Here is a 21,414-nt window from a genome sequence, read left to right as displayed (position 1 = left end):
TCAATCCTTTGCTATAGCTAAGACTCTCAATCGCCAACTAAGTGAGGCAACGGAATGTCAGTCGCAAAGAAAATGAGTGTGGGGCAACTGACAATGTTGACCGCGGTCAACATGTTGGGCTCAGGCATTGTGCTGCTACCGACGAAACTCGCGGAAGTCGGTGCAATTTCGATCCTCTCCTGGCTGATAACGGCCACCGGCTCCCTCGCTCTGGCGTACGCCTTTGCGCGATGCGGGATGCTCAGCCGCAAGACCGGCGGCATGGGCGGTTATGCCGAATACACCTTCGGTAAAGCAGGTAACTACATCACCAACTACACCTACGGCCTCTCGCTGTTGATAGCCAACGTGGCGATCAGTATTACAGCGGTCGGTTATATCCAGGTGTTGTTCGGGATAGAACTCGACTCACTGCAAGTAGGCCTGGCCACTATTGCCCTGTTGTGGATCACCACCTTCGCCAACTTTGGCGGCGCCAGCATTACCGGCCGTATCGGCGCGGTGACGGTCTGGGGTGTGATTGCACCGGTGGTGCTGGTCTCAACGGTGGGCTGGTTCTGGTTCGACAGCAGCGTATACGCCGCTGGCTGGAACCCCCACGACAAAGGCTGGTTCGAAGCGGCAGGCGCCTCGGTGGCAATTACCCTGTGGGCCTTCCTTGGCCTTGAATCGGCTTGCGCCAACACCGACGCGGTGGAAAACCCTGAGCGCAACGTACCGATTGCCGTGCTGGGCGGCACCCTGGGTGCAGCGGTGATCTACATCGTCTCCACCAACGTCATCTTCGGTATCGTCGGCAACGAAGAACTGGCCGCGTCCACTGCGCCGTTCGGCCTGGTGTTCGCCAAGATGTTCACCCCGATGGTCGGCGACATCGTGATGGCGGCCATGGTGCTCGCCTGCATCGGTTCGCTGCTGGGTTGGCAGTTCACCATCGCCCAGGTGTACAAAAGCTCGGCGGACACCGGTTACTTCTTGCCGATCTTTGCCAAGGGCAACAAAGCGGGAACGCCGATTGTCGGCATGCTGGTGCTGCTGGCGGCACAGACCGCGCTGGCCCTGCTCACCATCAGCCCCGACTTGAGCAAGCAGTTCGACACCCTGGTCAACCTCGCGGTGGTCACTAACCTTGTGCCGTACATCCTGTCCATGGCCGCGCTGATGACCATGCAGAAAGTCTCCAACGTGCCGGAAGGCAAGGCACTGGCGACCAACGTCATCGCCCTGATCGCGGCGGCCTACAGCTACCTGGCGTTGTACAGCTCCGGTGAACAGGCGCTGATGCTGGGCGGCGTGGCCACGATCGTTGGTTACACCCTGTTCGGCTTCGTCAACAACCGCCTGATCCGCCTCGAAGCGCTCAACAACAGCGTACCGACACAAACCGTCAGCGCGCAGCACCTCACTGCCGAGCCAGTGCCGGTCAACAACCTGAATTAACTCTGGAGGATCAATCATGACGGAATATAAACACTCGCTGGGCATGCTGGCGCTACTGGTCAGCAGTCCGCCGGACAAGCGAACGGTGTTTGGCCGCGCCCTGGATCAACTGGTCCACGACGTAGAGGGACGTGGCGTCAGCGTACTGGCCTCGGAAAGCCTCACCGATGCCGCCTCGATCCTGCGCTCGGACCCTGCCATTCAATGCGTGCTCATCCGGTGGGAAATGGACACCAGCGAAGGCCACGCCGACTGCACCAAATTGCTGGTCAAGCTGCGCGAGCGCAACACGCGAGTGCCGGTGTTCCTGATCAGCGACCGCACCACCGCGTCGAGCATTCCGTTGCTGGTCATGCAACACGCCGACGACTTCATCTGGCTGCCCGAGGACACCTCCCGTTTCCTCAGCGGGCGCATCCTGGCCGCCATCGAACGCTATCGTCAGGCCGCTCTGCCGCCGATGTTCGGCGCGCTGGTGAAGTTTGCCCGCAACTATGAATACTCGTGGCACACCCCAGGCCATGCCGGCGGCACGGCTTTCCTGAAGAGCACCGCAGGCCGGGCCTTCTACGAGTTCTTCGGGGAGAACCTGCTGCGTTCCGACCTGTCGATCTCGGTTGGCGAACTCGGTTCGCTGCTCGATCACAGTGGCCCTATCGGCCAGGGTGAACGCTATGCCGCCAAGGTCTTCGGCGCCCACCGCACGTATTACGTGACCAACGGCTCGTCGATGTCCAACCGCGTCATCCTCATGGCCAGCGTCACGCGCAACCAGATCGCCCTGTGCGACCGCAATTGCCACAAGTCCGCCGAGCACGCGATGACCCTGTCCGGGGCGATTCCGACCTACCTGGTGCCGACCCGCAACCGCTACGGCATCATCGGCCCGATCCTGCCGCAGACCCTGAGCGCCGAAGGCGTGAAAGCCGCCATCGCCAACAACCCGCTGGTCAAGCAAGGCATCGACCCGACGCCAGTGCACGCCATCGTCACCAACTCCACCTACGACGGCCTGACCTACAACGTCACCCGGGTCGAAGAGCTGCTGGGCGAAAGCGTGGACCGTCTGCACTTCGACGAAGCCTGGTACGGTTATGCGCGCTTCAACCCGCTGTACAGCGGACGCCATGCCATGCACGGCAACCCGGCCGATCACGACAAGTCCAAGCCGACCGTGTTCGCCACCCAGTCGACCCACAAATTGCTGGCTGCCCTGTCCCAGGCCTCGATGATCCACGTGCGTGACGGGCGTAACCCGATCGAACATGCGCGCTTCAACGAGTCGTACATGATGCACGCCTCGACCTCGCCAAATTACGCGATCATGGCGTCCTGCGACGTCAGCTCGGCGATGATGGAAGCACCGAGCGGGCAGATCCTCACCAACGAGTCGATTGAAGAAGCCATCAGCTTCCGCCAGGTTCTCTCGCGCATGCACAACGAGATGGTGGGCAAGAACGACTGGTTCTTCACCTGCTGGCAGCCGCCGACCGTACAGGTTGGCGCAGCGGCCGTGCCGTTCCATGAGGTCGACCCGGCTACGCTGAAAACCGATCCGAACTGCTGGGTCCTGCACCCGAACGCGGTATGGCACGGCTTCGGCGACATCGAAGACGGCTACTGCATGCTCGACCCGATCAAGGTCTCTGTGCTCAGCCCGGGCATGGGCGACGACGGCAGCCTGCTCGCCTCCGGTATCCCCGCTTGCGTGGTCACGGCGTACTTGGGCCGTCAGGGTATCGTGGTCGAGAAAACCACCGATTTCACCATCCTGTTCCTGTTCTCCATCGGCATCACCAAAGGCAAGTGGGGCACGCTGCTCAACGCCCTGCTCGACTTCAAGCGTGACTACGACGACAACGCCGAGCTCGAGCTGTGCCTGCCCGACCTGTACAACGCCAACCAGCATCGCTATGCCGGCATGGGCCTGAAGGATCTGGCCGACGAAATCTTCGCCGCCATGAAGAAACACAAGACCACCGCCAACATGTCCCAGGCCTTCGGCACCCTGCCAAAAGCCGAGTTCAGCCCGGTGGAGGCCTACGAAAAACTGGTGCGTAACGACATCGAGCTGGTGACGCTCAACGAGGCCGCCGGACGCCTTGCCGCGACCGGTATCGTCCCGTATCCACCAGGCATCCCGCTGCTCATGCCGGGTGAGAACGCAGGGCCTGCGGACGGTCCGTTGCTGGCGTATCTCAAGGCACTGGAAGCCTTCGACAAATCCTTCCCCGGCTTCACCCATGACACCCACGGGATCGAAGTCGAAGATGGCGTTTACCGGATGCTGGTACTGAAATGAGTTAGCCAGGTTCACCGCAACCCCTGTAAGAGCGAGCTTGCTCGCGATGGAGTGTCAGCTACGTTGATGTCGACTGACACACCTTCGCGAGCAAGCTCGCTCCTACATTGCATTGTAAAACCCCGGAAATCCCTATGGGCAAACTCGATCACAGCGCTCTATGATTGATCCCCATGACCACCACCGCTGCGATCCGCTCACCCTGCCCGCCCGGCGCCTGCGACTGCGGGCGTGACCCGTTGCTGGAAACACCAGGGGCGGACCTGCGCATTCTGTTTCTGACCCGCAATGAAGAAAAACGCCTGATCGAACGCCTGGAGAACCTGCAGAGCCTGAGCGATCTGGAGCACCTGCAACGGCGCATGCTCGAACAATTGGGCATCCGCGTGGACATCGCACCCGGTTTCAACGAAGTGCGCACCATGCGCGGCATCGGTATCCAGATTGGCGAACTGCCGGGGCTGTGCCGCAAGACCCGCGCCAACATCCCCGCCGCCATTCGCCGGGCCATGGAAAAGCGCCCGGAGATCGCCTACGAACTGCTCAATGCCAACGACCTGTTGCGTGACGCCTGATGAAGCTTCTTCTCGAACTCCCCCTCACCGACGAGATTCTCACCTCGTTCGCCCTGGCCATCGGGGCCGACCTGCAGGGCTACCGCAACCACATTTACCGGGTGCTGAATTTCCATGGAGCCCTCAGCGGTGCCGATGGCCTGCCCCCGGCCGCCGTCCAAATCGCGGCGGCGTTTCATGACCTGGGCATCTGGACCGATGACACCCTCGACTACCTGCCGCCGTCCATTGCCCTGGCCACCGAGTACCTCGACAACCAGCAACGAGCGGAACTGAAGGATGAAGTCAGCGCATTGATACTTGAGCATCACAAACTGCGCCGGTATCGCGGCGCCTATGCTGCCAGCGTCGAACCCTTCCGCCAGGCCGATCTGGTGGATGTGTCCCTGGGCCTGGTGCGTTTCGGCCTGCCCCGCAGCTTCATCAAAACCGTGCAGGCGACCTTTCCCGATCACGGCTTTCACTCGATGCTGATGAAGCTTTCAGCCCGTCAATTCATTCGCTCGCCGCTGCGCCCGCTGCCCATGTTTCGCTGGTGAAACAGGATCGGTGGTCACTCATGAATCCCGGGACACTGCTATGCCTTCCTTGGGAGATTTTGCGATTTCGGTGCAACTCGCCTGAAACACCAACTTTCTGATTATCCAGTACTGGATATTCCGCCATTCAAACCTACGCTCTTGGCGGGGGTAACGAAATTCAATGACGGTTGGGGGCTCGTCTCGATGTACTCACGCAAGAACGCAGGAGCTCGACAGGAACCGGACAACCTTCTCCTCGAAGTTTGCGATTTGCTGTCTGCGATGGCGTCACCTGGCCTGACCCTGGCCGCTGACAAGGCCAAATAACAACCGAATCCACGGGTAGCCGGTGCAGTCCACCCGTATTCGAAATGGACAATTGCCGAGGGGTTCCAATGCCGATAAAAACAGCAGCCCTGCCCACCTCTGCGCTACTTGCCCTGTGCTGCCAGCAAGCCTGGGCCGGCGGCATCATGCTCTATGAAATCGGCACCGATAACGCCGGTCTGGCCAACGCCGGTGCCGCCGCCCGTGCCCAAGGCCCCTCGACCATCGCCAGCAACCCTGCGGGCATGAGCTATCTGCCAGGCACGCAAATCACCGCCGGCTTGCAGGTTCTGTACGGCGACCTGAGCTTTGACCGCGATTCCGGCACCAACACCCCGGGCAGCGGCAGTGGCAACGCCCTCGATCCGATTCCCGGTGGCAGCTTCTTCATCAGCCATGAACTCGACGAGCACTGGAGCGTCGGGTTCGGCCAGTACGGCGATTTTGGCCTGGCGGTCAATTACGACAACGACTGGTCCGGCCGCTACTTTGCGCAGAACTCAAGCCTGCTCGGCCTGTCGCTGGTACCGAGCGTGGCTTATCGCTTCAATGAGCAGTGGTCGGTCGGCCTGGGCATCAAGGCCATGTACGGCATGTTAAAGGCAGACACCGCCATCGACCGCTCCCCTTTCGGCTTCACTGACCGCTCTGACGGCCAATACAAGTACCGGGACAACACCTGGGGCTATGGCGCCAACGTGGGCGTGATCTACGCCCCGCAACCCGGCACGCGCATCGGCCTGACCTACACCAGCCAGGTCGACCTGGACTTCAAAGACCGGCTGGACGTCAAGGGCGATGGCCGCCTGCTCGAGCGCGTCAACAACACCGATACCGAACTGGACATGAAGGTGCCGCAAACCGTCACCCTGAGCCTTTTCCAGCAACTGGACCGGCAATGGGCGTTGCTCGCCTCGGCCAACTGGCAGGACTGGTCCGAGTTCGGCGACATCGCCGTAGAGGTCGACACCACGGCGTTTGGAGCGCAATCGACAACAGTCGACGCCGGCTTCAAGGACACCTGGCACCTCTCCCTTGGCGCGCAATACCAGGCCACCGAGCAGTGGTTGTGGAACGTCGGTGTGGCCTACGACAGCAGCGCCGTCTCGGACAGCAACCGCAGCGTGGTCGTGCCGATGAGTGAATCCTGGCGCATTGCGACAGGAGCCACCTATGCTCTGAACGAGAACACCGATGTCAACGTCAGTTGGGCCATGGTCTGGCTCGGCGACATGCCGGTGGACCAGGCGAAGGCCGTATCGGGCAATCGAATCTCCGGTCAATTCGACAATGCCTGGATTCAGGCTATAAACGGAAACATGACCTGGCGATTCTGATGTCTTGTAAACGAAAGAATGACGATTTAAACCAAGGAGTAAACACCACTATGAATCTGTCCCGAAAACTGCTCGTCGGCGCTACGCTGGCCAGTCTGTTGCTAGGCGGCTGCACCTCGAAAGTGACTGAGAAGGAGCAATATTCAGGCTTCCTGTCCAACTACAACAACCTGCAGGAAGTCGAAACGCCGAGCGGCGGCACCGCGATGCGTTGGGTCAGCCCTGCGTGGAACCCGAATGCCTATGACACCGTGGTGTTCAACAAACTGGAGCTCTACCCGGCCCCCAAACCCGATGAGCGTGTCAACCAGCAGACACTGACCGACATTCAGAACTACATGACCAGCAAGGCCAAGGCTACGCTGGGCCAGAAATACCGCGTAGTGACCAACACCTCTTCCGCACCGGCGGGTTCGCGCCCCCTGATCATGCGCGCGGCGATTACCGGGGTGAACGCCGAGAACGAAGGCATGAAGTGGTATGAAGTGGTGCCCATCGCGGCCGTAGTCGGGGCAACCCAGGCAGCCACCGGTCACCGTGACCAGGAAACCACCCTGTTCATCGAAGCCGAGTTCGTCGACGCCAAGAGCAACCAGACCGTAGCCAAAGTGGTGCGCAAGGTGTTCGGCACCGAACTGAAAAACGAAAGCCAGAAGATTACCGCCAAGGACTTCAAGGCGGCGATCGACAAACTGGGTACCGACTTCCAGGCATTCCTCAAGTAAGAACAGGTTGCTCGCGTAGGAGCTGCCGCGGGCTGCGATCCTTTGATCTTCAGGTTATTGAAACCATGCAAAGGTCGCAGCCTTCAGCAGCTCCTATCGGCACAGTTCACTTTTTCATCCCCACCCGCCGGCGCATCTCGGCAGTGATCGCTTGCCGGGTTTTGGGCATGTCCACCCAGGGCTCATCCCCGACTTCGGCCAGACGTTCATGCGCGTTTTGCAGGTTCCATTGATTGGCGCCCTTGAGTTCGGCCACCTCTTCGCGCCAGATCGGCATCGACACCGGCAACCCCTCGCGGGTACGTACGGCGTAGGCGCAAATGGTGGTCGCCCCCAGACCGTTGCGCAGGTAATCGATGAAAATCCGTCCGACCCGGTTCTTCGGTCCCGACACCGCGGAAAAACGCTCGGGCAACAGCCTGGCCATGTGACTGACAATGGCATGGCTGAAATCCTTGACCTCATCCCAACCGAGCTTGCGGGTCAACGGCACCACCACGTGAATTCCCTTGCCGCCGCTGGTTTTCAGAAACGCCTTGAGCCCCAGTTCATCCAGCACCGACAGCGTCAGCTGCGTGGCCTCGACCATGCGTTTCCATGGCAGCGCCGGGTCCGGATCAAGGTCGAGGATAAAACGATCCGGCTTGTCGAGTTTGTCAGACGTCGCATTCCAGGTATGCAGTTCCACAGTGTTCATCTGCACCGCGCCAACCAGCGCCTCGACGTTGTTGATGAGCATCATCGGCTGGCCGGTAAGCTGCTTATCCAGCAGGGTGATGCCGGGGATCGCCAGGTGCTCGGCATTCTTCTGGAAAAACAGCTCGCCAGCGATACCGTCCGGCGCACGCACCAGCGCCACCGGACGATCCTTGAGTTCGGGCAGGATCCACTCGGCGACGCTGGCGTAGTACTGAGCCAGTTGCAGTTTGGTGGTGCCGGGGTCGATCATCCGGTCCGGGTGGGTGATGCGTACCTTGCCCTCCTCCAGACCGAGTTGTGAGGGGGCGGGTGCGGTTTTCTTTCCCGTGGCAGCGGGCTTCGCCGTGCCAGCCTTTTTCGCAGTGGAGGTTTTCACGGTTTTCGCGCGCTCCTCGGTGATGGCTCGTGCCGGTTTGTCATTGCGCAGGCCATGAAACACGGCATGGCGCACCGAACCGTCCCTGGTCATTTCAGCGAAGGCCACTTCCGCCAGCAGCCAGGGTTTGAGCCAGTGCACGTCCCTGGCCTGCGAACCGCCGGGTGGATTGACCACCGGCGGCTTTTTCACCTGCAGGGGCTTGAGCTGATCATTGAGGCTGCGCAGGGTCGCCTCGTTGAACCCGGTGCCGACTTTGCCGGCATAACGCAACTGGCCGCCATCGTGATCATGCAGTCCCAGCAGCAACGCCCCGAAGGCATGGCGCGAGCCTTTCGGCTCGGTGAAACCGACGATGACGAATTCCTGTCGATGCTGGCATTTGAGCTTGATCCAATCGCTGCTGCGCCGGGATACATAGGACGACCCCTGGCGCTTGCCGATCAACCCTTCCATGTGCATCTGGCAGGCGCTGTCGAGCAAGGCGCGGGGCTCCTCGCCAAACGACTTGGAGAAACGCAGCAACGGCTCCTCACTGGTATTGAGCACCGTCGCCAGCGCAGCTCGACGCTCTTCGACCGGCACCTCGCGCAAGTCCATGCCATTGAGGTACGGCAGGTCGAACAGGTAGTAGAGAATGTCGTCGCTGCGATCCGCTTCGAAGGCGTTTTGCAGCGCCTGAAAGTCAGGGACACCCTGTTCGTCCATCACCACCATTTCACCGTCGAGCCATGCCGATTCCAGGCCCAGCGCGGTCAGGGCCATGGCCTGCCCTGGCAGTTTGTGGGTCCAGTCGTGACCATTGCGAGTGATCAGCTTCACCTCGCCATGATCGATGCGGGCCATGATCCGGTAGCCGTCGAATTTGATTTCGTAGCGCCACGGTCCGTCGGGGATTTTTTCCACCAGCGTCGCCAACTCCGGCTTTAGCAGGTCCGGCAGCCTGGCTTTGCGCGCGCCGGTCAGTGGCGATGATTTTCCCGGGCGTGAAAGTTTGGCGGCGGGCTTGGTGGTCGCCGAAAAATCACGCACGCGGTTGTAGTCATCGAGGTTGCGGGGCATGGCTCACCTGCTTCGCGCCCGGACGTTGAATGCAAACGTCTCCTAACCAAGCAGAGCCAGCGAACGGAGCAATAATTCAATCGGCGTTGAAAAGGCCCGGACGGACGGGCTTGTGGCGCGGGGTACAGCTGGTGTTTCGGCAGGTTGACCGAGTCATCGTTCTTCGCGAGCAAGCTCGCTCCCACAGTGATTTTCAGCGCACACGGAATCTGCGCTCGGCGGCGATCAAAATGTGGGAGCGAGCCTGCTCGCGATGGCGGTGTGTCAGGCGCCAGGGATGTTGACTGGGTCGACCGCATCGCGAGCAAGCTCGCTCCCACAGTGTTTTTCAGCGCACACGGAATCTGCGCTCGGCGGCGATCAAAATGTGGGAGCGAGCTTGCTCGCGATGGCGGTGTGTCAGGCTCCAGGGATATTGACTGGGTCGACCGCATCGCGAGCAGGCTCGCTCCCACAGTGATTTTCAGCGCACACGGCATCGGCGCTCGGCGGCGATCAAAATGTGGGAGCGAGCTTGCTCGCGATGGCGGTGTGTCAGGCTCCTGGGATGTTGACTGGGTCGACCGCATCGCGAGCGAGCTCGCTCCCACAGTGATTTTCAGCGCACAGGGAATCTGCGCTCGACGGCGATCAAAATGTGGGAGCGAGCCTGCTCGCGATGGCGGTGTGTCAGGCTCCTGGGATGTTGACTGGGTCGACCGCATCGCGAGCAGGCTCACTCCCACAGTATTTTTTCAGCGCACACGGCATCGGCGCTCGGCGGCGATCAAAATGTGGGAGCACCCCGTCAGGCAGTGCCCTTGGCCTGCTGCTCCAGGTGGACTTGCAACTGCGGGTCGATCTGCAACGCCGCGGCCAGTTCATCCAGATAATTGCGCTCGGCGTCCTGCTGGTCGTCCACCAGCATGACGCTGGCCAGGTACATCTCCGAGGCCATGCCCGGGTCCGTGGCCGACTGCGCGACGTCATAGGCATCCAGTGGCTTGGCGACCTCGTCGTCCAGCCATTGCTGCAATTGCGGATCGTCGGTGTGACGGCCGATTTCAGTGCTGATCATCTGTTTCTCGGCGGCATCGATGCGGCCATCGGCCTTGGCCGCGGCAATCAATGCCCGCAGGATCGCATGGCTGTGTTCCTCGGCCTCCGGGCCGGCCAGCAAGTCCACGGTCCGTGGCGCCTCCTGCGGCGCCGAGGCCTGACTGCGCTGCCAGGCCTGGTACGCCTGGAACGCCATCATGCCCAGGGACGCCAGCGCGGCATAATTGGTGCCGCCAGCGGAGCGACTTTGCGGAGCACCGCCCATCGGCGAACCGCCGCCAAGCAAACCACCGAGCAAACCGCCCAACCCTGCGCCACCGCCGCCAGCACTGGTACCGGCACCCCCGCCCAACAAACCGCCGAGCAATCCACCCAGGTCGCCGAGCCCACCCTGGGCCGATGCGCCACCGCCACCCTGTCGCGCCATCGAGCCCTGGCCGGCGCGCAGTAATTGTTCGAGCAGATCGCTGGTGTTCATGACGTTTGTCCTCTTGAAGGGCGTTTATCCAGTCAGGCAACGATAGCCCCCGCAGGCGAATGTGCCAGCACCGTTGGGCTGACCCGCCCGCGCTTTCCCGGATTCGTCCGGGGTATTTTCTTGCGGCGCAGCTAAGATTCATGAGTGGTGAACCTTATTCCCGGATACCCGGTCGATACCTGCAACCCGACCCGGTTTGCCACCACCCCGTACACGAGGTGACAACTGGCTTGCTTCATTCACTGGAGAACGCCCCTGTGATTTCAACCCTGTACATCGCCAGGCTCAAAGCATGGGGCGCCCATGGTTTTACCGCCACTGGCGTGGTCACCGCTTTCCTCGCCACCCTGTCCCTGCTGGAAAACCAGCCGACCCATTGCCTGCTTTGGCTGGGTGTCGCCCTGATCGTTGACGGTCTGGACGGTGCGCTGGCACGCAAGGTCAACGTGCAGTCGGTGTTGCCGAGCTTCGATGGCTCGATCCTCGACCTGGTGATCGACTACCTGACGTACGTGTTTATCCCGGCACTGTTCATCTATCGCTATATCCCGTTGCCGGACTACACCTTGCTGCTGAGCGTGTCGCTGATTCTGGTGTCGTCGCTGTTCTGCTTCTGCAACGTCAACATGAAGAGCAAGGACAACTACTTCCAGGGCTTCCCCGCCGCCTGGAACGTGGTTGCCCTGTGCCTTTACATCATCGCCCCCTCGCCGTGGATCACCTTCATTACAGTCGTTGGCCTGGCCCTGCTGACCGTGACCCGGATGAAATTCCTGCACCCGTTTCGCGTGCGCCGGTTCATGCCGATCAACATTGCGGTGACGGCCATCTGGTTGCTGTGCAGCCTGTCACTGGTGCTCAACCATCCGCTGATCAACCCGTGGGTGATGGGGCTGTGGCTGCTGATGTCGGCGTACTTCATGGGCATCTGCTTGTGGCGCACGGCGCTGGAGTGGTTCGACGAATCGAGGCTCAAGTAGCCATGGCGGTCCATATCGTTCAACTCGGCTCACCCCGTCGACCCGATGAAGGATTGCGCCTGGGCACGGTACGCCGCCCTCCCCGTGGCGTACCGAAAGCCGAATTCGCCCGTCGGGACTTTTATGATGTCTGGCAGCCGCTGCTGTCGCCCAGTACGCAGTTGGTGGCCGAGGCCAAGGCCGCGCAAGATGCCAAGGCCTGGGAGGTGTTCCGGCGCAAGTTCAAGGCCGAGATGAGCCAGCCCGCTGCCAGTCAGTTACTGGATCTGCTGGCCGCGTTGTCCCATCAGACGTCCCTGGCCGTGGGCTGTTATTGCGAGGATGAAGCGCATTGCCATCGGTCGGTGTTGCGCGAGTTGCTGGAGGCGCGTGGGGCCGTAGTGATTTAGATGCCATGACCACCACACAACCCCTGTGGGAGCGGGCTTGCTCGCGAAAGCGGTGGGTCAGCCACAGCATCTGTGACTGGAAGACCGCTATCGCGAGCAAGCTCGCTCCCACAGTTTTTTACAGGGTTGTCATTCAACGCCGCGTGATCACCACCTCCAGGTATTCACTCGGCACCACCAGCGACTTGTCGCCCGCCCGGTTCAACCGGTTGATCAGCTCGGTCAAGTCGGTCTCCAGGGCCTTGGCGCCATCCTCGGGCAGCGCGGCGAAGGCCTTGTGCACCGGCCCGTACCACTGGCGGAAGGTGTCGATGAAATGCGCCGCCGAGCGATAGCGGAAATTGAACGTGCGACGCGTCACCTGGAGCAGGAATTCACGTTCGTCGAAATGCTCGTGCAGCCAGGCTTCGGTGCCCCAGCGTGAGGGCGGATTGGCACCCGGAGGGGGTGGCAGGTGCTGGCCAAGGGTCTTGAACATCTGGCCGACGAAACCTTCCGGCGTCCAGTTGGCCAAGCCTATCCGCCCGCCCGGGCGACAAACCCGTGCCAGTTCCGCGGCGGCTTTGGGCTGGTCCGGCGTGAACATCACACCGAAGGTCGACAGCACGGCATCAAAGCTGCCGTCGGCAAAGGGCAAGGCTTCGGCATCGGCGACCTGGAAGGAGACATTCAGCCGTTCTGCCCGGGCCCGTTCTTCGCCGCGTTCGAGCAAGGCGGCGACATAGTCGGTGGACGTCACCTGGCAGCCACGGCGCGCAGCCGCGAGGGTTGCGTTGCCGTTACCGGCGGCAACGTCGAGCACGCGCTCATCGCACAACAGGTCACAGGCTTCGGCCAGTTGCTCGCCGACGATCTGCAGGGTGGTGCCGATCACGGCGTAGTCGCCGCTGGCCCAGGAGGCCATCTGGCGGTTTTTCAAGGCAGTCAGATCAATAGGTGTACTCATGGAGAAGGTCTCTGGGTTGAAACACGAGTCGGGCCTGGCGGGCATTCACTCCGCCGTTGTCGGATCGATGATGTTCATGACCTGGGAAATGCGATTGGCGGGAAACCCGCTCACCCGAGCGTGCTCCCTGATCTGCTCTTCGTTCGGCGAGATGTACACGCAGTAGAGCTTGTCACCGGTGACATAGCTCTGCAGCCACTGCACCTCAGGCAACTCACGCAACGCCCGGCAGGACTTTTGCGAAGCGGCTTTCAAATCCCTATCCGATAATGCTCCGGCGCCCTGGATCTCACGTTCAATGACGAACTTAGGCATGGCAACCTCTCTTTATTGTTCTTGATGGCAGGGCGGCACTCACCCTGTGATCAAACTATCGCCCTGACGGGCGCTGGCGTCCTGTCCGATCGTCGCCCAACCCTGCCCGATCGTCCGGAGATTCCACGTTGCGCGCCGAGGCGCTCACAATCAGAAATCCTTCCACGGGAAACCCCAATGGACGCTCTGTCGCAGACCCTGCGCGTCGTGCATCTGGTCGGCGCGATCTTTATCAACGCCCGGTTCACCGCGCCCTGGTGCTACCAGTCGCCCAGCGCCGACACCGCCGCGCCGTTTCTGGAGCCCGATGCGGAACGGGTAGTGATCTTTCACCTGATAACCGAAGGTGAGTGCTACGTTGAACTGGGCGATGACCCGCCGCTGCATCTGAGTGCGGGCGACGTGGTGATCTTCCCCCAGGGCGACGCCCATCGCATGTGCTCACGTCCCGGATTGCCCCCGGCCACGGGTGCGCGACTGGATGCCGTGCTGGCGCGCCGGCCCCGGCAGTTGAGTTATGGCGGAGGTGGCGCGGTCACCCGGTTGGTGTGCGGTTACCTGGCGTGCGACACGCGCCTGGCGGGCATATTGCTCAAGGGCTTGCCGGCGGTGGTGCGGGTCAATGTGCGCGGTTCGGATGCCGGTATCTGGCTGGAATCCTCCGTGCGCTATGCCCTCGCCGAAGCCCGCTCGCCCCGCCCTGGCGGCGAAGGGGTATTGGCCAAACTGGCCGAAGTGCTGTTCATCGAAGTGTTGCGCCTGTACATGAACGAACAAGGCGAAGGCCGCACCGGCTGGCTGGCCGGTGTGCGCGACCGCATCGTCGGCGCAGCCCTCAACGCCTTGCACAAAAAACCCTGCCACGCCTGGACACTGGAAGAACTGGCGCGCACCGCCAACACCTCAAGATCGGTGTTGGCCGAACGCTTCCAGCAACTGATGGGGGTGTCGCCGATGCAGTACCTGACGCAATGGCGCATGTTGCTCGCCGCTAACCTGTTACGCAGCAGCAACAGCTCATTGACGCGCATCGCCGAAGAAGTCGGTTACCAGACCGATACCGCTTTCAGCCGCGCCTTCCGTCGCGAGTTCGGTGCGCCACCGGCGGCGTGGCGGCGCGGTCAGGAGAAAAAAACCATGGCCCACGGGGCAAGACCCGTGAGCCATTGATCGAACAAGTTACGCCGCTGGCGCGCCGGCCTTGGCCTCCTCCAGCAACTGCTGAATCATTTTTTCCTGAGTGTCGTAGCTGCCTTCACCGAAGTGGGTGTAACGCACCTGCCCCTTGGCATCGATCAGGTAGTGCGCCGGCCAGTACTGGTTGTCGAAGTTGCGCCAGATCGCGTAGTTGTTGTCGATCGCCACCGGGTAGGTGATGCCGTATTCCTTCACCTTGGCCCTGACGTTGTCGATGATGCGCTCAAAGCCGTATTCAGGCGTGTGCACGCCGATCACCACCAGTCCGTCCTTTTCGTATTTCTTCGCCCACTCCTTCACGTATGGCAGGGTGTGCTTGCAGTTGATGCAGTCGAAGGTCCAGAAGTCCACCAGCACAACCTTGCCTTTCAGGGCTTCGTTGCTCAGTGCCGGCGAGTTGAGCCATTCCACCGCGCCGGACAGCGAGGGCATGGCGCCTTGGGCATCGCCCATGGTGCTGTCTGCCTTGACCTTGCTGACCAGGTAATCGACGACTTTCGGCACGGCTTCCAGCACGCCTTTCTCCACACTGTTGACACCTTCCGATGAGGTGTTGGCCAACAACAGGTCATTGGCCCCCGTTGCAATCACCGCCGCACCGGCGAGCACCGCAACCCCGGCGCCACGGCGCAACCAGCCGGTGACCGGAATCGACGGTTTCAAGCGATTGACCAGGCCGCGCCCGGCAAAGATCAAGATGCCCAGGGACAGCGCACTGCCCGCGCCATAGGCCACCAGCAACAGACTGGTGCCGGCGTTCGCACCTTGCAGCATGGCGCTGGTGAGAATCACCCCGAGGATCGGCCCCGCGCAGGGTGCCCAGAGCAGCCCGGTGGCGACACCGATCATGATCGAAGCCAGCGGCCCGGACATCTTGCGCGAGTCTGGGTCGATGCGATTGCCCAGCAGCACGAAGGGACGGGCCAGCCAGTCACCGACCCGGGCGGAGATCAGCGACAGGGCGAACAGCACCATCACCGCCAGCGCCACGTGGCGGCCGGTGTTGCTGGCCTGTATCACCCACTCACTGCTGACCACGGCCAGGCTGGAGACCAGGGCAAAGGTCAGGACCATGCCGCCGAGGGTCAGCAGGATCGAGGAGCGTGTACGGTCGGCCCCGGCAAACAGGAATGGAACGACCGGCAGGATGCAAGGGCTGAGGACGGTCAATATGCCGCCCAGGAAAGCGATGAGTAACATGGGATCACCTAATGCAAATTAGAGGGCAACACATCACCACTGTAGGAGCGAGCCAGCTCGCGATGGCGTCCGGTCAGGCGACACATCGTTGACTGAACCATCGCTATCGCGAGCAAGCTCGCTCCCACAGTGGATCGGGGTGTTCTCAAGCCGTCTGCTCATCCAGCAACTGCCCCTGAGGCGTGCGGCTGGAACCGTTCTCGGCGAGCATCTGCCCCTGCGGCGTGCGGCTGGAGCCGTCTTGCGCCAGGAAGCCCTGGGTGCCCTTCTCTGCAACCGGCGTGAGCTGGAAGCAGGTGTTGCTGGCGCAGGCGCTTTGCTCGACAGCGGCGTTGGCATGGGCCGCCACACCGGCGACGGAAAAGACGATGGCGGTCAAGTAGCGGGTAACGTTGTTCATGATGTCCTTCCAGTTGCAAATGGATTTGGCGGGGGTTGATCGCGACACTCAGTTTTCCGAATTGCAGTTGTCGGCGAATTTGCTGTAATCCAGCACCTGGGTTTTTGACTGGGAGTCGAGGTACGTCAGCCGCGCATTCACCACGCCGCAGGAAGGCGTAGTGTCCTCGGTCAGCGACACCACTTTCCTGATATCCAGTTGGGTGCCATAGGTGTAGGTTCTGGGAGCGACATCGGCTTCGGCACGGGCCGACAAGGTGCAGATGTTCAGTGCGGCAAACAGGCAGGCTGCGTAGATGGCTTTGGTGTTCATGGCGGACTCCTCAAGGTTTCAACAGGTCAACTGTTCGTTGGGCCGAGGCGCTCTGGTTTGCCTCGATGGAACCTATTAAAAGCCTGCGAGGTATCTCGTCTGTGTCGGGAATCGGCGAGAATCAATCGGTACGTATCAGAACGGTGCCTGGATACAAAGCAATACAAAACCGCTGGAAATCGGCTTTTTTGCCTTCGTGTGTATCCGCAGGCAAGCCGGATACACTGCAATACAAAGGGCGGCAGGCGAGCCCGCCCAGGCTCGATAGACTGTGTGGCATTCCCCATTCACCAGAGGTTTGGCCCAATGGATCACGTTGATCACATCCTCATCGTTGACGATGACCGCGAAATCCGCGAACTGGTTGGCAACTACCTGAAGAAGAACGGCCTGCGCACCACGGTCGTGGCGGATGGACGGCAGATGCGCGCCTTTCTGGAAACCACCCCGGTGGACCTGATCGTGCTGGACATCATGATGCCGGGTGACGATGGCCTGCTGCTCTGCCGCGAACTGCGCGCCGGCAAGCACAAGGCCACGCCAGTGCTGATGCTCACCGCCCGCAACGATGAAACCGATCGCATCCTCGGCCTGGAAATGGGTGCCGACGACTATCTGGTCAAGCCATTCGCTGCCCGTGAACTGCTGGCGCGGATCAACGCGGTGCTGCGACGCACCCGCATGCTGCCACCGAACCTGGTGGTGACCGAAGCCAGCCGCCTGTTGGCCTTTGGGCGCTGGCGCCTGGACACCTCGGCCCGTCACCTGCTCGATGCAGACGGCACCATGGTGGCCCTGAGCGGTGCTGAATATCGATTGCTGCGGGTGTTTCTCGACCATCCACAACGGGTGCTCAACCGCGATCAATTGCTCAATCTGACCCAGGGCCGCGACGCCGACCTGTTCGACCGTTCCATCGATCTTTTGGTCAGTCGTCTGCGCCAGCGCTTGCTCGACGACGCTCGCGAACCGGCCTACATCAAGACCGTGCGCAGCGAAGGCTATGTGTTTTCCCTGCCGGTGGAAATCCTGGGCGATCAATCATGACCCTGGCGCTGCATTGGCCGCGGACCCTGGCCTCGCGGCTGTCGCTGATATTCCTGATCGGGCTGATCCTCGCCCAGGCGCTGTCCTTCGGCGCGCAGTACTACGAACGCTACGAGTCCTCGAAAAACACCATGCTCGGCAACCTGGAAACCGACGTTTCCACGTCCGTTGCCATCCTCGACCGCTTGCCCGCCGATGAGCGAGCCGCCTGGCTCAAACAACTGGAGCGGCGCAATTACAGTTACATGCTCAATGAGGGGTCGCCGGGCACGCCCATCCGCACCGACATGCCCGATGCGCCCATTGCCATTGCCTCGATCAAAGACGCCATCGGCCACGATTACCCGATGACCTTTACCGACATCCCCGGGCCGAAAAAACATTTCCAGGTGCACTTGAACCTGGCCGATGGCAGCCCGCTGACCATCGACGTCCGCCCGGCGATGGTGCCGTTGTCGCCCTGGCTGCCCGTCGTGTTGCTCGGGCAACTGGCGCTGATGCTGGCCTGCTCCTGGCTGGCGGTCAGAATCGCCATCCGCCCCCTCACCCGCCTCGCCGGTGCCGTCGAAACCCTGGACCCCAACGCCCATCCCGTACTCCTGGACGAAAAAGGCCCGACCGAAGTCGCCCACGCCGCCAAGGCCTTCAACGCGATGCAGGCACGCATCGCGGCGTACCTGAAGGAACGCATGCAATTGCTCGCGGCAATCTCCCACGATCTGCAAACCCCGATCACCCGCATGAAACTGCGCGCCGAGTTCATGGACGACTCCAGCGAAAAAGACAAACTGTGGAACGACCTGGGCGAAATGGAACACCTGGTGCGCGAAGGCGTGGCCTACGCCCGCAGCATCCACGGCGCCACCGAAGAAAGCCGCCGCACCGATCTCGACTCGTTTCTCGACAGCCTGGTGTTCGACTATCAGGACGTGGGCAAGGATGTTCAGCTCAGCGGCAAGAGTGCCGCCGTCATCGACACACGCCCCCACGCCTTGCGCCGGGTGCTGGTCAACCTGACGGACAACGCATTGAAGTTTGCCGGTGCCGCCGAGTTGCGGGTGCAAAAGCAGGCCGATGGCAACCTCTCGATCAAGATCCTCGACCGTGGTCCGGGGATCGCCGAGGAAGAACTCAAGCAAGTGATGGAACCGTTCTACCGCGTTGAGAATTCCCGCAACCGCAGCACCGGCGGCACCGGGCTGGGGCTGGCGATCGCCCAGCAACTGGCGGTCGCGATTGGAGGCTCCTTGACCTTGAGCAATCGCGAAGGGGGCGGGTTGTGTGCGGAGTTGCGATTGCCGGGGCAGAAGGGTTTGGCTCAGGGGTGAGAATGCCGGACCAACCGTAGAAAATGGTCGGCTGTCAGGCCGCCTTCGCGGGCAAGCCCGCACACAGGGGGTGCGCCGTGATTACAACAACGACAAGGTGTAATTGATGATGAACCGGTTCTGATCCACGTTGCGCCCGGCATCGGTATTGGACCTGGCGTTACGCAGTGTGAACCCCACCCCCTTGAACGTACCCGATTGCAACACGTAGTCCAGGGTCATGTCGCGCTCCCACTCGGACTGGTCACTGGCGTTTTGCGCCTTGATGTCCGTGCCCTTCAGATACACGATCGAGGCTTTCAGGCCCGGCACGCCCAAGGGCGCGAAGTCGTAGGTGTATTGGCCGAAATTCGTCTGTTCGCCGGCCCGGGCAAAGTTCTGGATCATCTTGTCGGTGGGCAGGTAGACACTGCCGCCGCCCGCCCCCTTGTCCACCAGGCTGCCCTGGTTGGGCTGGACGAAGTTGCTGCCATCGCCCACACGTTGATGCCCCACCGACACTGCGTGACCACCGTGGCTGTAGGTGACCATCGCGGCCCAGGTGCTGTTGTCGATTTCACCATCGTTGTCGTCGGTGTAGCCCGATACCCGATAGCCTTGCGCGCGGCCGGAGGCAGAGCTGTTGGCACCGCTCGATGTGGTACGGAAGTAACGCAGGTCGGTGGTGAGCGAGCTTGCGCTGTCGATGAACAGGATGTGCGTCAGGCCGAGGAAGTTCTGGTTGTAGAAGTCTTCCAGCTGCGCGAAGTAATACTGGGTCTTCAGGTTCCTGGCGAGGTTGTAGTCACCGCCGGCGTAGTAGAACTTGTTACTGTCCTGCGTGCTGCCGGCGACCGACAAACCTGTGCGGTCCGTCGAGGCGCGCCCTACCGCGTGCTCCAGCACCCCGCCGGTCAACGTCAGGCCATCGATGTCGTTCGAGGTGACCTGCGCGCCGGTAAACGATTGCGGCAACACACGGGCATCGTTCGCCAGAAGGATCGGCAATTTCGGCAGCAAGGTGCCGTAGCGAAATTCAGTCTTGGCCACGCGCATTTTCGCCGTAGGGCCGAAGCTGCTCCAGGCATCGGCCGCGCCGTCGCCATCAGAGGGAATCATGCCGCTACCGACGTGGCGCCCTGCTCCGCTGTCCAGCGTGATGCCGAGCAACGCCTGGGCGTCGAGCCCGAACCCCACCGCGCCCTGCGTAAACCCGGACTCATAGCGCAACACGAAACCCTGGGCCGCCTCTTCGGTTTTCGAGGGGGCAGCACTGCCATCGCGATTGTCGCTGTTGAAGTACAGAGTGCGAATCGACAGGCTGGCCTTGCTGTCTTCCAGAAAGCCATGGCCTGCGGTATCGGCAGCCTGTGCGCACACCGAACTGGTGGCCAGCAGGACTGCGGTGGGAATCGCTCGTTTGAACATAGGGGGCTCCTGGGTGTTTCTTATCGTTATTTGAAGGTTTTCACCGCCAGACAGGACCCGATTACCGCCCACGCATCAGCGCTCGATGAGTGACATGAGTCATCGGACGTTCGAGGTGAGGGTTGACTGACTGGCTTGTGAAACTCTTAAAACACTTCGAGAGGCTATTATCAAACGCGGTGAAAGTAGTTTTCGTACAGGGATAAGCCTTGTCGCACAGGGGTATGGACGATCACTGTTTTTGAATATCGGTGCGGCGGATTTTCATCATACTGACTTCATCGGCAGCGATCGGTGACTGCTGGTATGTCACTACAAGAGCAATGCCCCATGAACGATCAAATCGAACTTTACGGCGCGAACACCGGCAACAGCCTGAGGGCCGCGATTGCCCTGGAAGAGTCGGGCATCGCCTATACGGCACGCAGGCTCGACCTGTATGCACAGGAACACCGTGGCCCGGCCTTCCTGGCGCTTAACCCGGCTGGGAAAGTGCCGACCCTGATCGATCACGGGACAACTCCGGTGCTGGTCATCAACCAGTCCAACGCCATCATCCAGTACGCCGATTCCATTGCGCCCGGAAGGCTGGCACCGGCGCAGCCAGGACCTGATCGCACCCGGGTGATCGACCGCTATTTCTTTTTCGTGACCGATGTCATCGCCCCCAGCCACGCCGCCTTTTTTCTGCACCAGGCGGGGCAGACCAAGGCGGCGGCGATCATCGATCTGCGGGTGATTGAACAGCTCACCTACTCGGAAAGCTTTCTGACGGACGACTTCATGGCCGGAGCGCAGTTCTCCATGGCCGACATTTCGGCCTTCACCATTGCCACGGCGTTCCGTGATCGGCTGGACTGGAAGCAACTGCCTCAGCTATCACGCTGGTTCGACACAGTCGAAGCCAGGCCGGCAGTTCAACGCGGCCTGAATGTGTTCAACCATTCCTGAGCGTTCACCGAAAACAAAAATGCCCCCATGTCGCCGGGCATTTTCTGACGAACACGAAACGA

At 61.3% G+C, this 21,414-nt stretch carries 20 protein-coding genes; 12 read left to right on the top strand and 8 right to left on the bottom strand.

Translation table 11 applies throughout. The annotated features are described in order from the left end of the window. Nucleotides 1-54: 54 nt before the first annotated feature. The 6 genes from potE to AC1Q6Y_RS25230 all read left to right on the top strand — a co-directional run bounded on the left by potE (nt 55) and on the right by AC1Q6Y_RS25230 (nt 7,227). Nucleotides 55-1,440 carry a putrescine-ornithine antiporter gene (potE, locus tag AC1Q6Y_RS25255; RefSeq protein WP_057715429.1) on the top strand — a complete coding sequence of 462 codons (1,386 nt, stop codon included), beginning with the start codon at nt 55-57 and terminating at the stop codon, nt 1,438-1,440. A 16-nt stretch (nt 1,441-1,456) separates the two neighbouring features. Continuing rightward, a complete protein-coding gene (locus tag AC1Q6Y_RS25250; protein ID WP_057715430.1) occupies nt 1,457-3,742 on the top strand; it encodes an Orn/Lys/Arg family decarboxylase in 2,286 nt (761 codons plus the stop codon). Between the two features lie 173 nt (nt 3,743-3,915). Next, nucleotides 3,916-4,317 (top strand): hypothetical protein, encoded by a 402-nt coding sequence (locus tag AC1Q6Y_RS25245; RefSeq protein ID WP_008050481.1) that lies wholly within the window; start codon nt 3,916-3,918, stop codon nt 4,315-4,317. Then, nucleotides 4,317-4,856: a hypothetical protein gene (locus AC1Q6Y_RS25240; RefSeq protein ID WP_057715431.1), complete on the top strand. Its 540-nt coding sequence runs from the start codon at nt 4,317-4,319 to the stop codon at nt 4,854-4,856. The genes AC1Q6Y_RS25245 and AC1Q6Y_RS25240 overlap by 1 nt, the downstream gene beginning before the upstream one ends. A 377-nt stretch (nt 4,857-5,233) precedes the next feature. Continuing rightward, nucleotides 5,234-6,502 carry an OmpP1/FadL family transporter gene (locus AC1Q6Y_RS25235; RefSeq protein ID WP_492625393.1) on the top strand — a complete coding sequence of 423 codons (1,269 nt, stop codon included), beginning with the start codon at nt 5,234-5,236 and terminating at the stop codon, nt 6,500-6,502. Nucleotides 6,503-6,552: 50 nt separating this feature from the next. Next, complete coding sequence (locus AC1Q6Y_RS25230; protein WP_057715435.1) at nt 6,553-7,227, top strand: DUF3313 domain-containing protein; 675 nt, start codon at nt 6,553-6,555, stop codon at nt 7,225-7,227. 106 nt (nt 7,228-7,333) lie between these two features. Here AC1Q6Y_RS25230 and ligD read toward each other — a convergent pair whose 3' ends face one another. Continuing rightward, nucleotides 7,334-9,364, bottom strand: coding sequence for a DNA ligase D (gene ligD / locus AC1Q6Y_RS25225; protein WP_492625392.1), 2,031 nt, complete (start codon nt 9,362-9,364; stop codon nt 7,334-7,336). Between the two features lie 787 nt (nt 9,365-10,151). Beyond that, nucleotides 10,152-10,880, bottom strand: coding sequence for a tellurite resistance TerB family protein (locus AC1Q6Y_RS25220; RefSeq protein ID WP_492625391.1), 729 nt, complete (start codon nt 10,878-10,880; stop codon nt 10,152-10,154). A 257-nt stretch (nt 10,881-11,137) separates the two neighbouring features. Here AC1Q6Y_RS25220 and pcsA point away from each other — a divergent pair, with 257 nt between their 5' ends. Together pcsA and AC1Q6Y_RS25210 are read left to right on the top strand one after the other, a co-directional pair. Beyond that, nucleotides 11,138-11,860 (top strand): phosphatidylcholine synthase, encoded by a 723-nt coding sequence (pcsA, locus tag AC1Q6Y_RS25215; RefSeq protein ID WP_492625390.1) that lies wholly within the window; start codon nt 11,138-11,140, stop codon nt 11,858-11,860. 2 nt (nt 11,861-11,862) lie between these two features. Next, on the top strand, nt 11,863-12,249 hold the full coding sequence (locus AC1Q6Y_RS25210) for a DUF488 domain-containing protein (protein WP_429522043.1): 387 nt from the start codon (nt 11,863-11,865) through the stop codon (nt 12,247-12,249). A 133-nt stretch (nt 12,250-12,382) separates the two neighbouring features. Here AC1Q6Y_RS25210 and AC1Q6Y_RS25205 read toward each other — a convergent pair whose 3' ends face one another. Both AC1Q6Y_RS25205 and AC1Q6Y_RS25200 read right to left on the bottom strand, forming a co-directional pair. Beyond that, complete coding sequence (locus AC1Q6Y_RS25205) at nt 12,383-13,195, bottom strand: class I SAM-dependent methyltransferase (protein ID WP_407516093.1); 813 nt, start codon at nt 13,193-13,195, stop codon at nt 12,383-12,385. A gap of 45 nt (nt 13,196-13,240) precedes the next feature. After that, complete coding sequence (locus tag AC1Q6Y_RS25200) at nt 13,241-13,510, bottom strand: DUF4242 domain-containing protein (protein ID WP_057715442.1); 270 nt, start codon at nt 13,508-13,510, stop codon at nt 13,241-13,243. Nucleotides 13,511-13,687: 177 nt separating this feature from the next. Here AC1Q6Y_RS25200 and AC1Q6Y_RS25195 point away from each other — a divergent pair, with 177 nt between their 5' ends. After that, the gene (locus tag AC1Q6Y_RS25195) at nt 13,688-14,680 is read left to right on the top strand and encodes an AraC family transcriptional regulator (protein ID WP_223503080.1); all 993 of its coding nucleotides are present in this window, start codon (nt 13,688-13,690) and stop codon (nt 14,678-14,680) included. 9 nt (nt 14,681-14,689) lie between these two features. Here the strand turns inward: AC1Q6Y_RS25195 and AC1Q6Y_RS25190 are convergent, their stop codons facing one another. From AC1Q6Y_RS25190 to AC1Q6Y_RS25180, 3 genes are all read right to left on the bottom strand, one after another. Further along, the gene (locus AC1Q6Y_RS25190; protein WP_340315577.1) at nt 14,690-15,907 is read right to left on the bottom strand and encodes a cytochrome c biogenesis protein DipZ; all 1,218 of its coding nucleotides are present in this window, start codon (nt 15,905-15,907) and stop codon (nt 14,690-14,692) included. Nucleotides 15,908-16,052: 145 nt separating this feature from the next. Next, complete coding sequence (locus AC1Q6Y_RS25185; RefSeq protein WP_340315575.1) at nt 16,053-16,307, bottom strand: hypothetical protein; 255 nt, start codon at nt 16,305-16,307, stop codon at nt 16,053-16,055. 48 nt (nt 16,308-16,355) lie between these two features. Continuing rightward, nucleotides 16,356-16,619: a DUF2790 domain-containing protein gene (locus AC1Q6Y_RS25180; RefSeq protein WP_057715446.1), complete on the bottom strand. Its 264-nt coding sequence runs from the start codon at nt 16,617-16,619 to the stop codon at nt 16,356-16,358. A gap of 306 nt (nt 16,620-16,925) precedes the next feature. Here AC1Q6Y_RS25180 and AC1Q6Y_RS25175 point away from each other — a divergent pair, with 306 nt between their 5' ends. Both AC1Q6Y_RS25175 and AC1Q6Y_RS25170 read left to right on the top strand, forming a co-directional pair. After that, on the top strand, nt 16,926-17,666 hold the full coding sequence (locus tag AC1Q6Y_RS25175; RefSeq protein WP_008023822.1) for a response regulator: 741 nt from the start codon (nt 16,926-16,928) through the stop codon (nt 17,664-17,666). After that, nucleotides 17,663-18,994, top strand: coding sequence for an ATP-binding protein (locus tag AC1Q6Y_RS25170; protein WP_090454763.1), 1,332 nt, complete (start codon nt 17,663-17,665; stop codon nt 18,992-18,994). Before AC1Q6Y_RS25175 ends, AC1Q6Y_RS25170 begins: the two co-directional genes overlap by 4 nt. 81 nt (nt 18,995-19,075) lie before the next feature. Here the strand turns inward: AC1Q6Y_RS25170 and AC1Q6Y_RS25165 are convergent, their stop codons facing one another. Continuing rightward, nucleotides 19,076-20,401 carry an OprD family porin gene (locus AC1Q6Y_RS25165; protein ID WP_492625389.1) on the bottom strand — a complete coding sequence of 442 codons (1,326 nt, stop codon included), beginning with the start codon at nt 20,399-20,401 and terminating at the stop codon, nt 19,076-19,078. Nucleotides 20,402-20,731: 330 nt separating this feature from the next. Between AC1Q6Y_RS25165 and AC1Q6Y_RS25160 the strand changes: the two genes are divergently transcribed. Beyond that, on the top strand, nt 20,732-21,352 hold the full coding sequence (locus AC1Q6Y_RS25160) for a glutathione S-transferase family protein (protein ID WP_154947548.1): 621 nt from the start codon (nt 20,732-20,734) through the stop codon (nt 21,350-21,352). The last annotated feature ends 62 nt before the right edge of the window (nt 21,353-21,414 follow it).

The sequence above is a fragment of the Pseudomonas sp. GW823-FHT06E10 genome, assembly GCF_058794995.1.
Note: the sequence above shows the minus strand (reverse complement) of the source record. Positions and strands in the feature narration are given on the sequence as shown.

Excerpts from the sequence above, each read along its gene's own strand:
- AC1Q6Y_RS25200 (WP_057715442.1), bottom strand. The coding sequence starts at position 13,510 with ATGCCTAAGTTCGTCATTGAACGTGAGATCCAGGGCGCCGGAGCATTA.
- potE (WP_057715429.1), top strand. The coding sequence starts at position 55 with ATGTCAGTCGCAAAGAAAATGAGTGTGGGGCAACTGACAATGTTGACC.
- AC1Q6Y_RS25195 (WP_223503080.1), top strand. The coding sequence starts at position 13,688 with ATGGACGCTCTGTCGCAGACCCTGCGCGTCGTGCATCTGGTCGGCGCG.
- AC1Q6Y_RS25160 (WP_154947548.1), top strand. The coding sequence starts at position 20,732 with ATGAACGATCAAATCGAACTTTACGGCGCGAACACCGGCAACAGCCTG.
- AC1Q6Y_RS25180 (WP_057715446.1), bottom strand. The coding sequence starts at position 16,619 with ATGAACACCAAAGCCATCTACGCAGCCTGCCTGTTTGCCGCACTGAAC.
- AC1Q6Y_RS25165 (WP_492625389.1), bottom strand. The coding sequence starts at position 20,401 with ATGTTCAAACGAGCGATTCCCACCGCAGTCCTGCTGGCCACCAGTTCG.
- AC1Q6Y_RS25175 (WP_008023822.1), top strand. The coding sequence starts at position 16,926 with ATGGATCACGTTGATCACATCCTCATCGTTGACGATGACCGCGAAATC.
- AC1Q6Y_RS25210 (WP_429522043.1), top strand. The coding sequence starts at position 11,863 with ATGGCGGTCCATATCGTTCAACTCGGCTCACCCCGTCGACCCGATGAA.
- AC1Q6Y_RS25205 (WP_407516093.1), bottom strand. The coding sequence starts at position 13,195 with ATGAGTACACCTATTGATCTGACTGCCTTGAAAAACCGCCAGATGGCC.
- AC1Q6Y_RS25170 (WP_090454763.1), top strand. The coding sequence starts at position 17,663 with ATGACCCTGGCGCTGCATTGGCCGCGGACCCTGGCCTCGCGGCTGTCG.
- AC1Q6Y_RS25245 (WP_008050481.1), top strand. The coding sequence starts at position 3,916 with ATGACCACCACCGCTGCGATCCGCTCACCCTGCCCGCCCGGCGCCTGC.
- ligD (WP_492625392.1), bottom strand. The coding sequence starts at position 9,364 with ATGCCCCGCAACCTCGATGACTACAACCGCGTGCGTGATTTTTCGGCG.
- AC1Q6Y_RS25185 (WP_340315575.1), bottom strand. The coding sequence starts at position 16,307 with ATGAACAACGTTACCCGCTACTTGACCGCCATCGTCTTTTCCGTCGCC.
- AC1Q6Y_RS25230 (WP_057715435.1), top strand. The coding sequence starts at position 6,553 with ATGAATCTGTCCCGAAAACTGCTCGTCGGCGCTACGCTGGCCAGTCTG.
- AC1Q6Y_RS25250 (WP_057715430.1), top strand. The coding sequence starts at position 1,457 with ATGACGGAATATAAACACTCGCTGGGCATGCTGGCGCTACTGGTCAGC.
- AC1Q6Y_RS25240 (WP_057715431.1), top strand. The coding sequence starts at position 4,317 with ATGAAGCTTCTTCTCGAACTCCCCCTCACCGACGAGATTCTCACCTCG.
- AC1Q6Y_RS25235 (WP_492625393.1), top strand. The coding sequence starts at position 5,234 with ATGCCGATAAAAACAGCAGCCCTGCCCACCTCTGCGCTACTTGCCCTG.
- AC1Q6Y_RS25220 (WP_492625391.1), bottom strand. The coding sequence starts at position 10,880 with ATGAACACCAGCGATCTGCTCGAACAATTACTGCGCGCCGGCCAGGGC.
- AC1Q6Y_RS25190 (WP_340315577.1), bottom strand. The coding sequence starts at position 15,907 with ATGTTACTCATCGCTTTCCTGGGCGGCATATTGACCGTCCTCAGCCCT.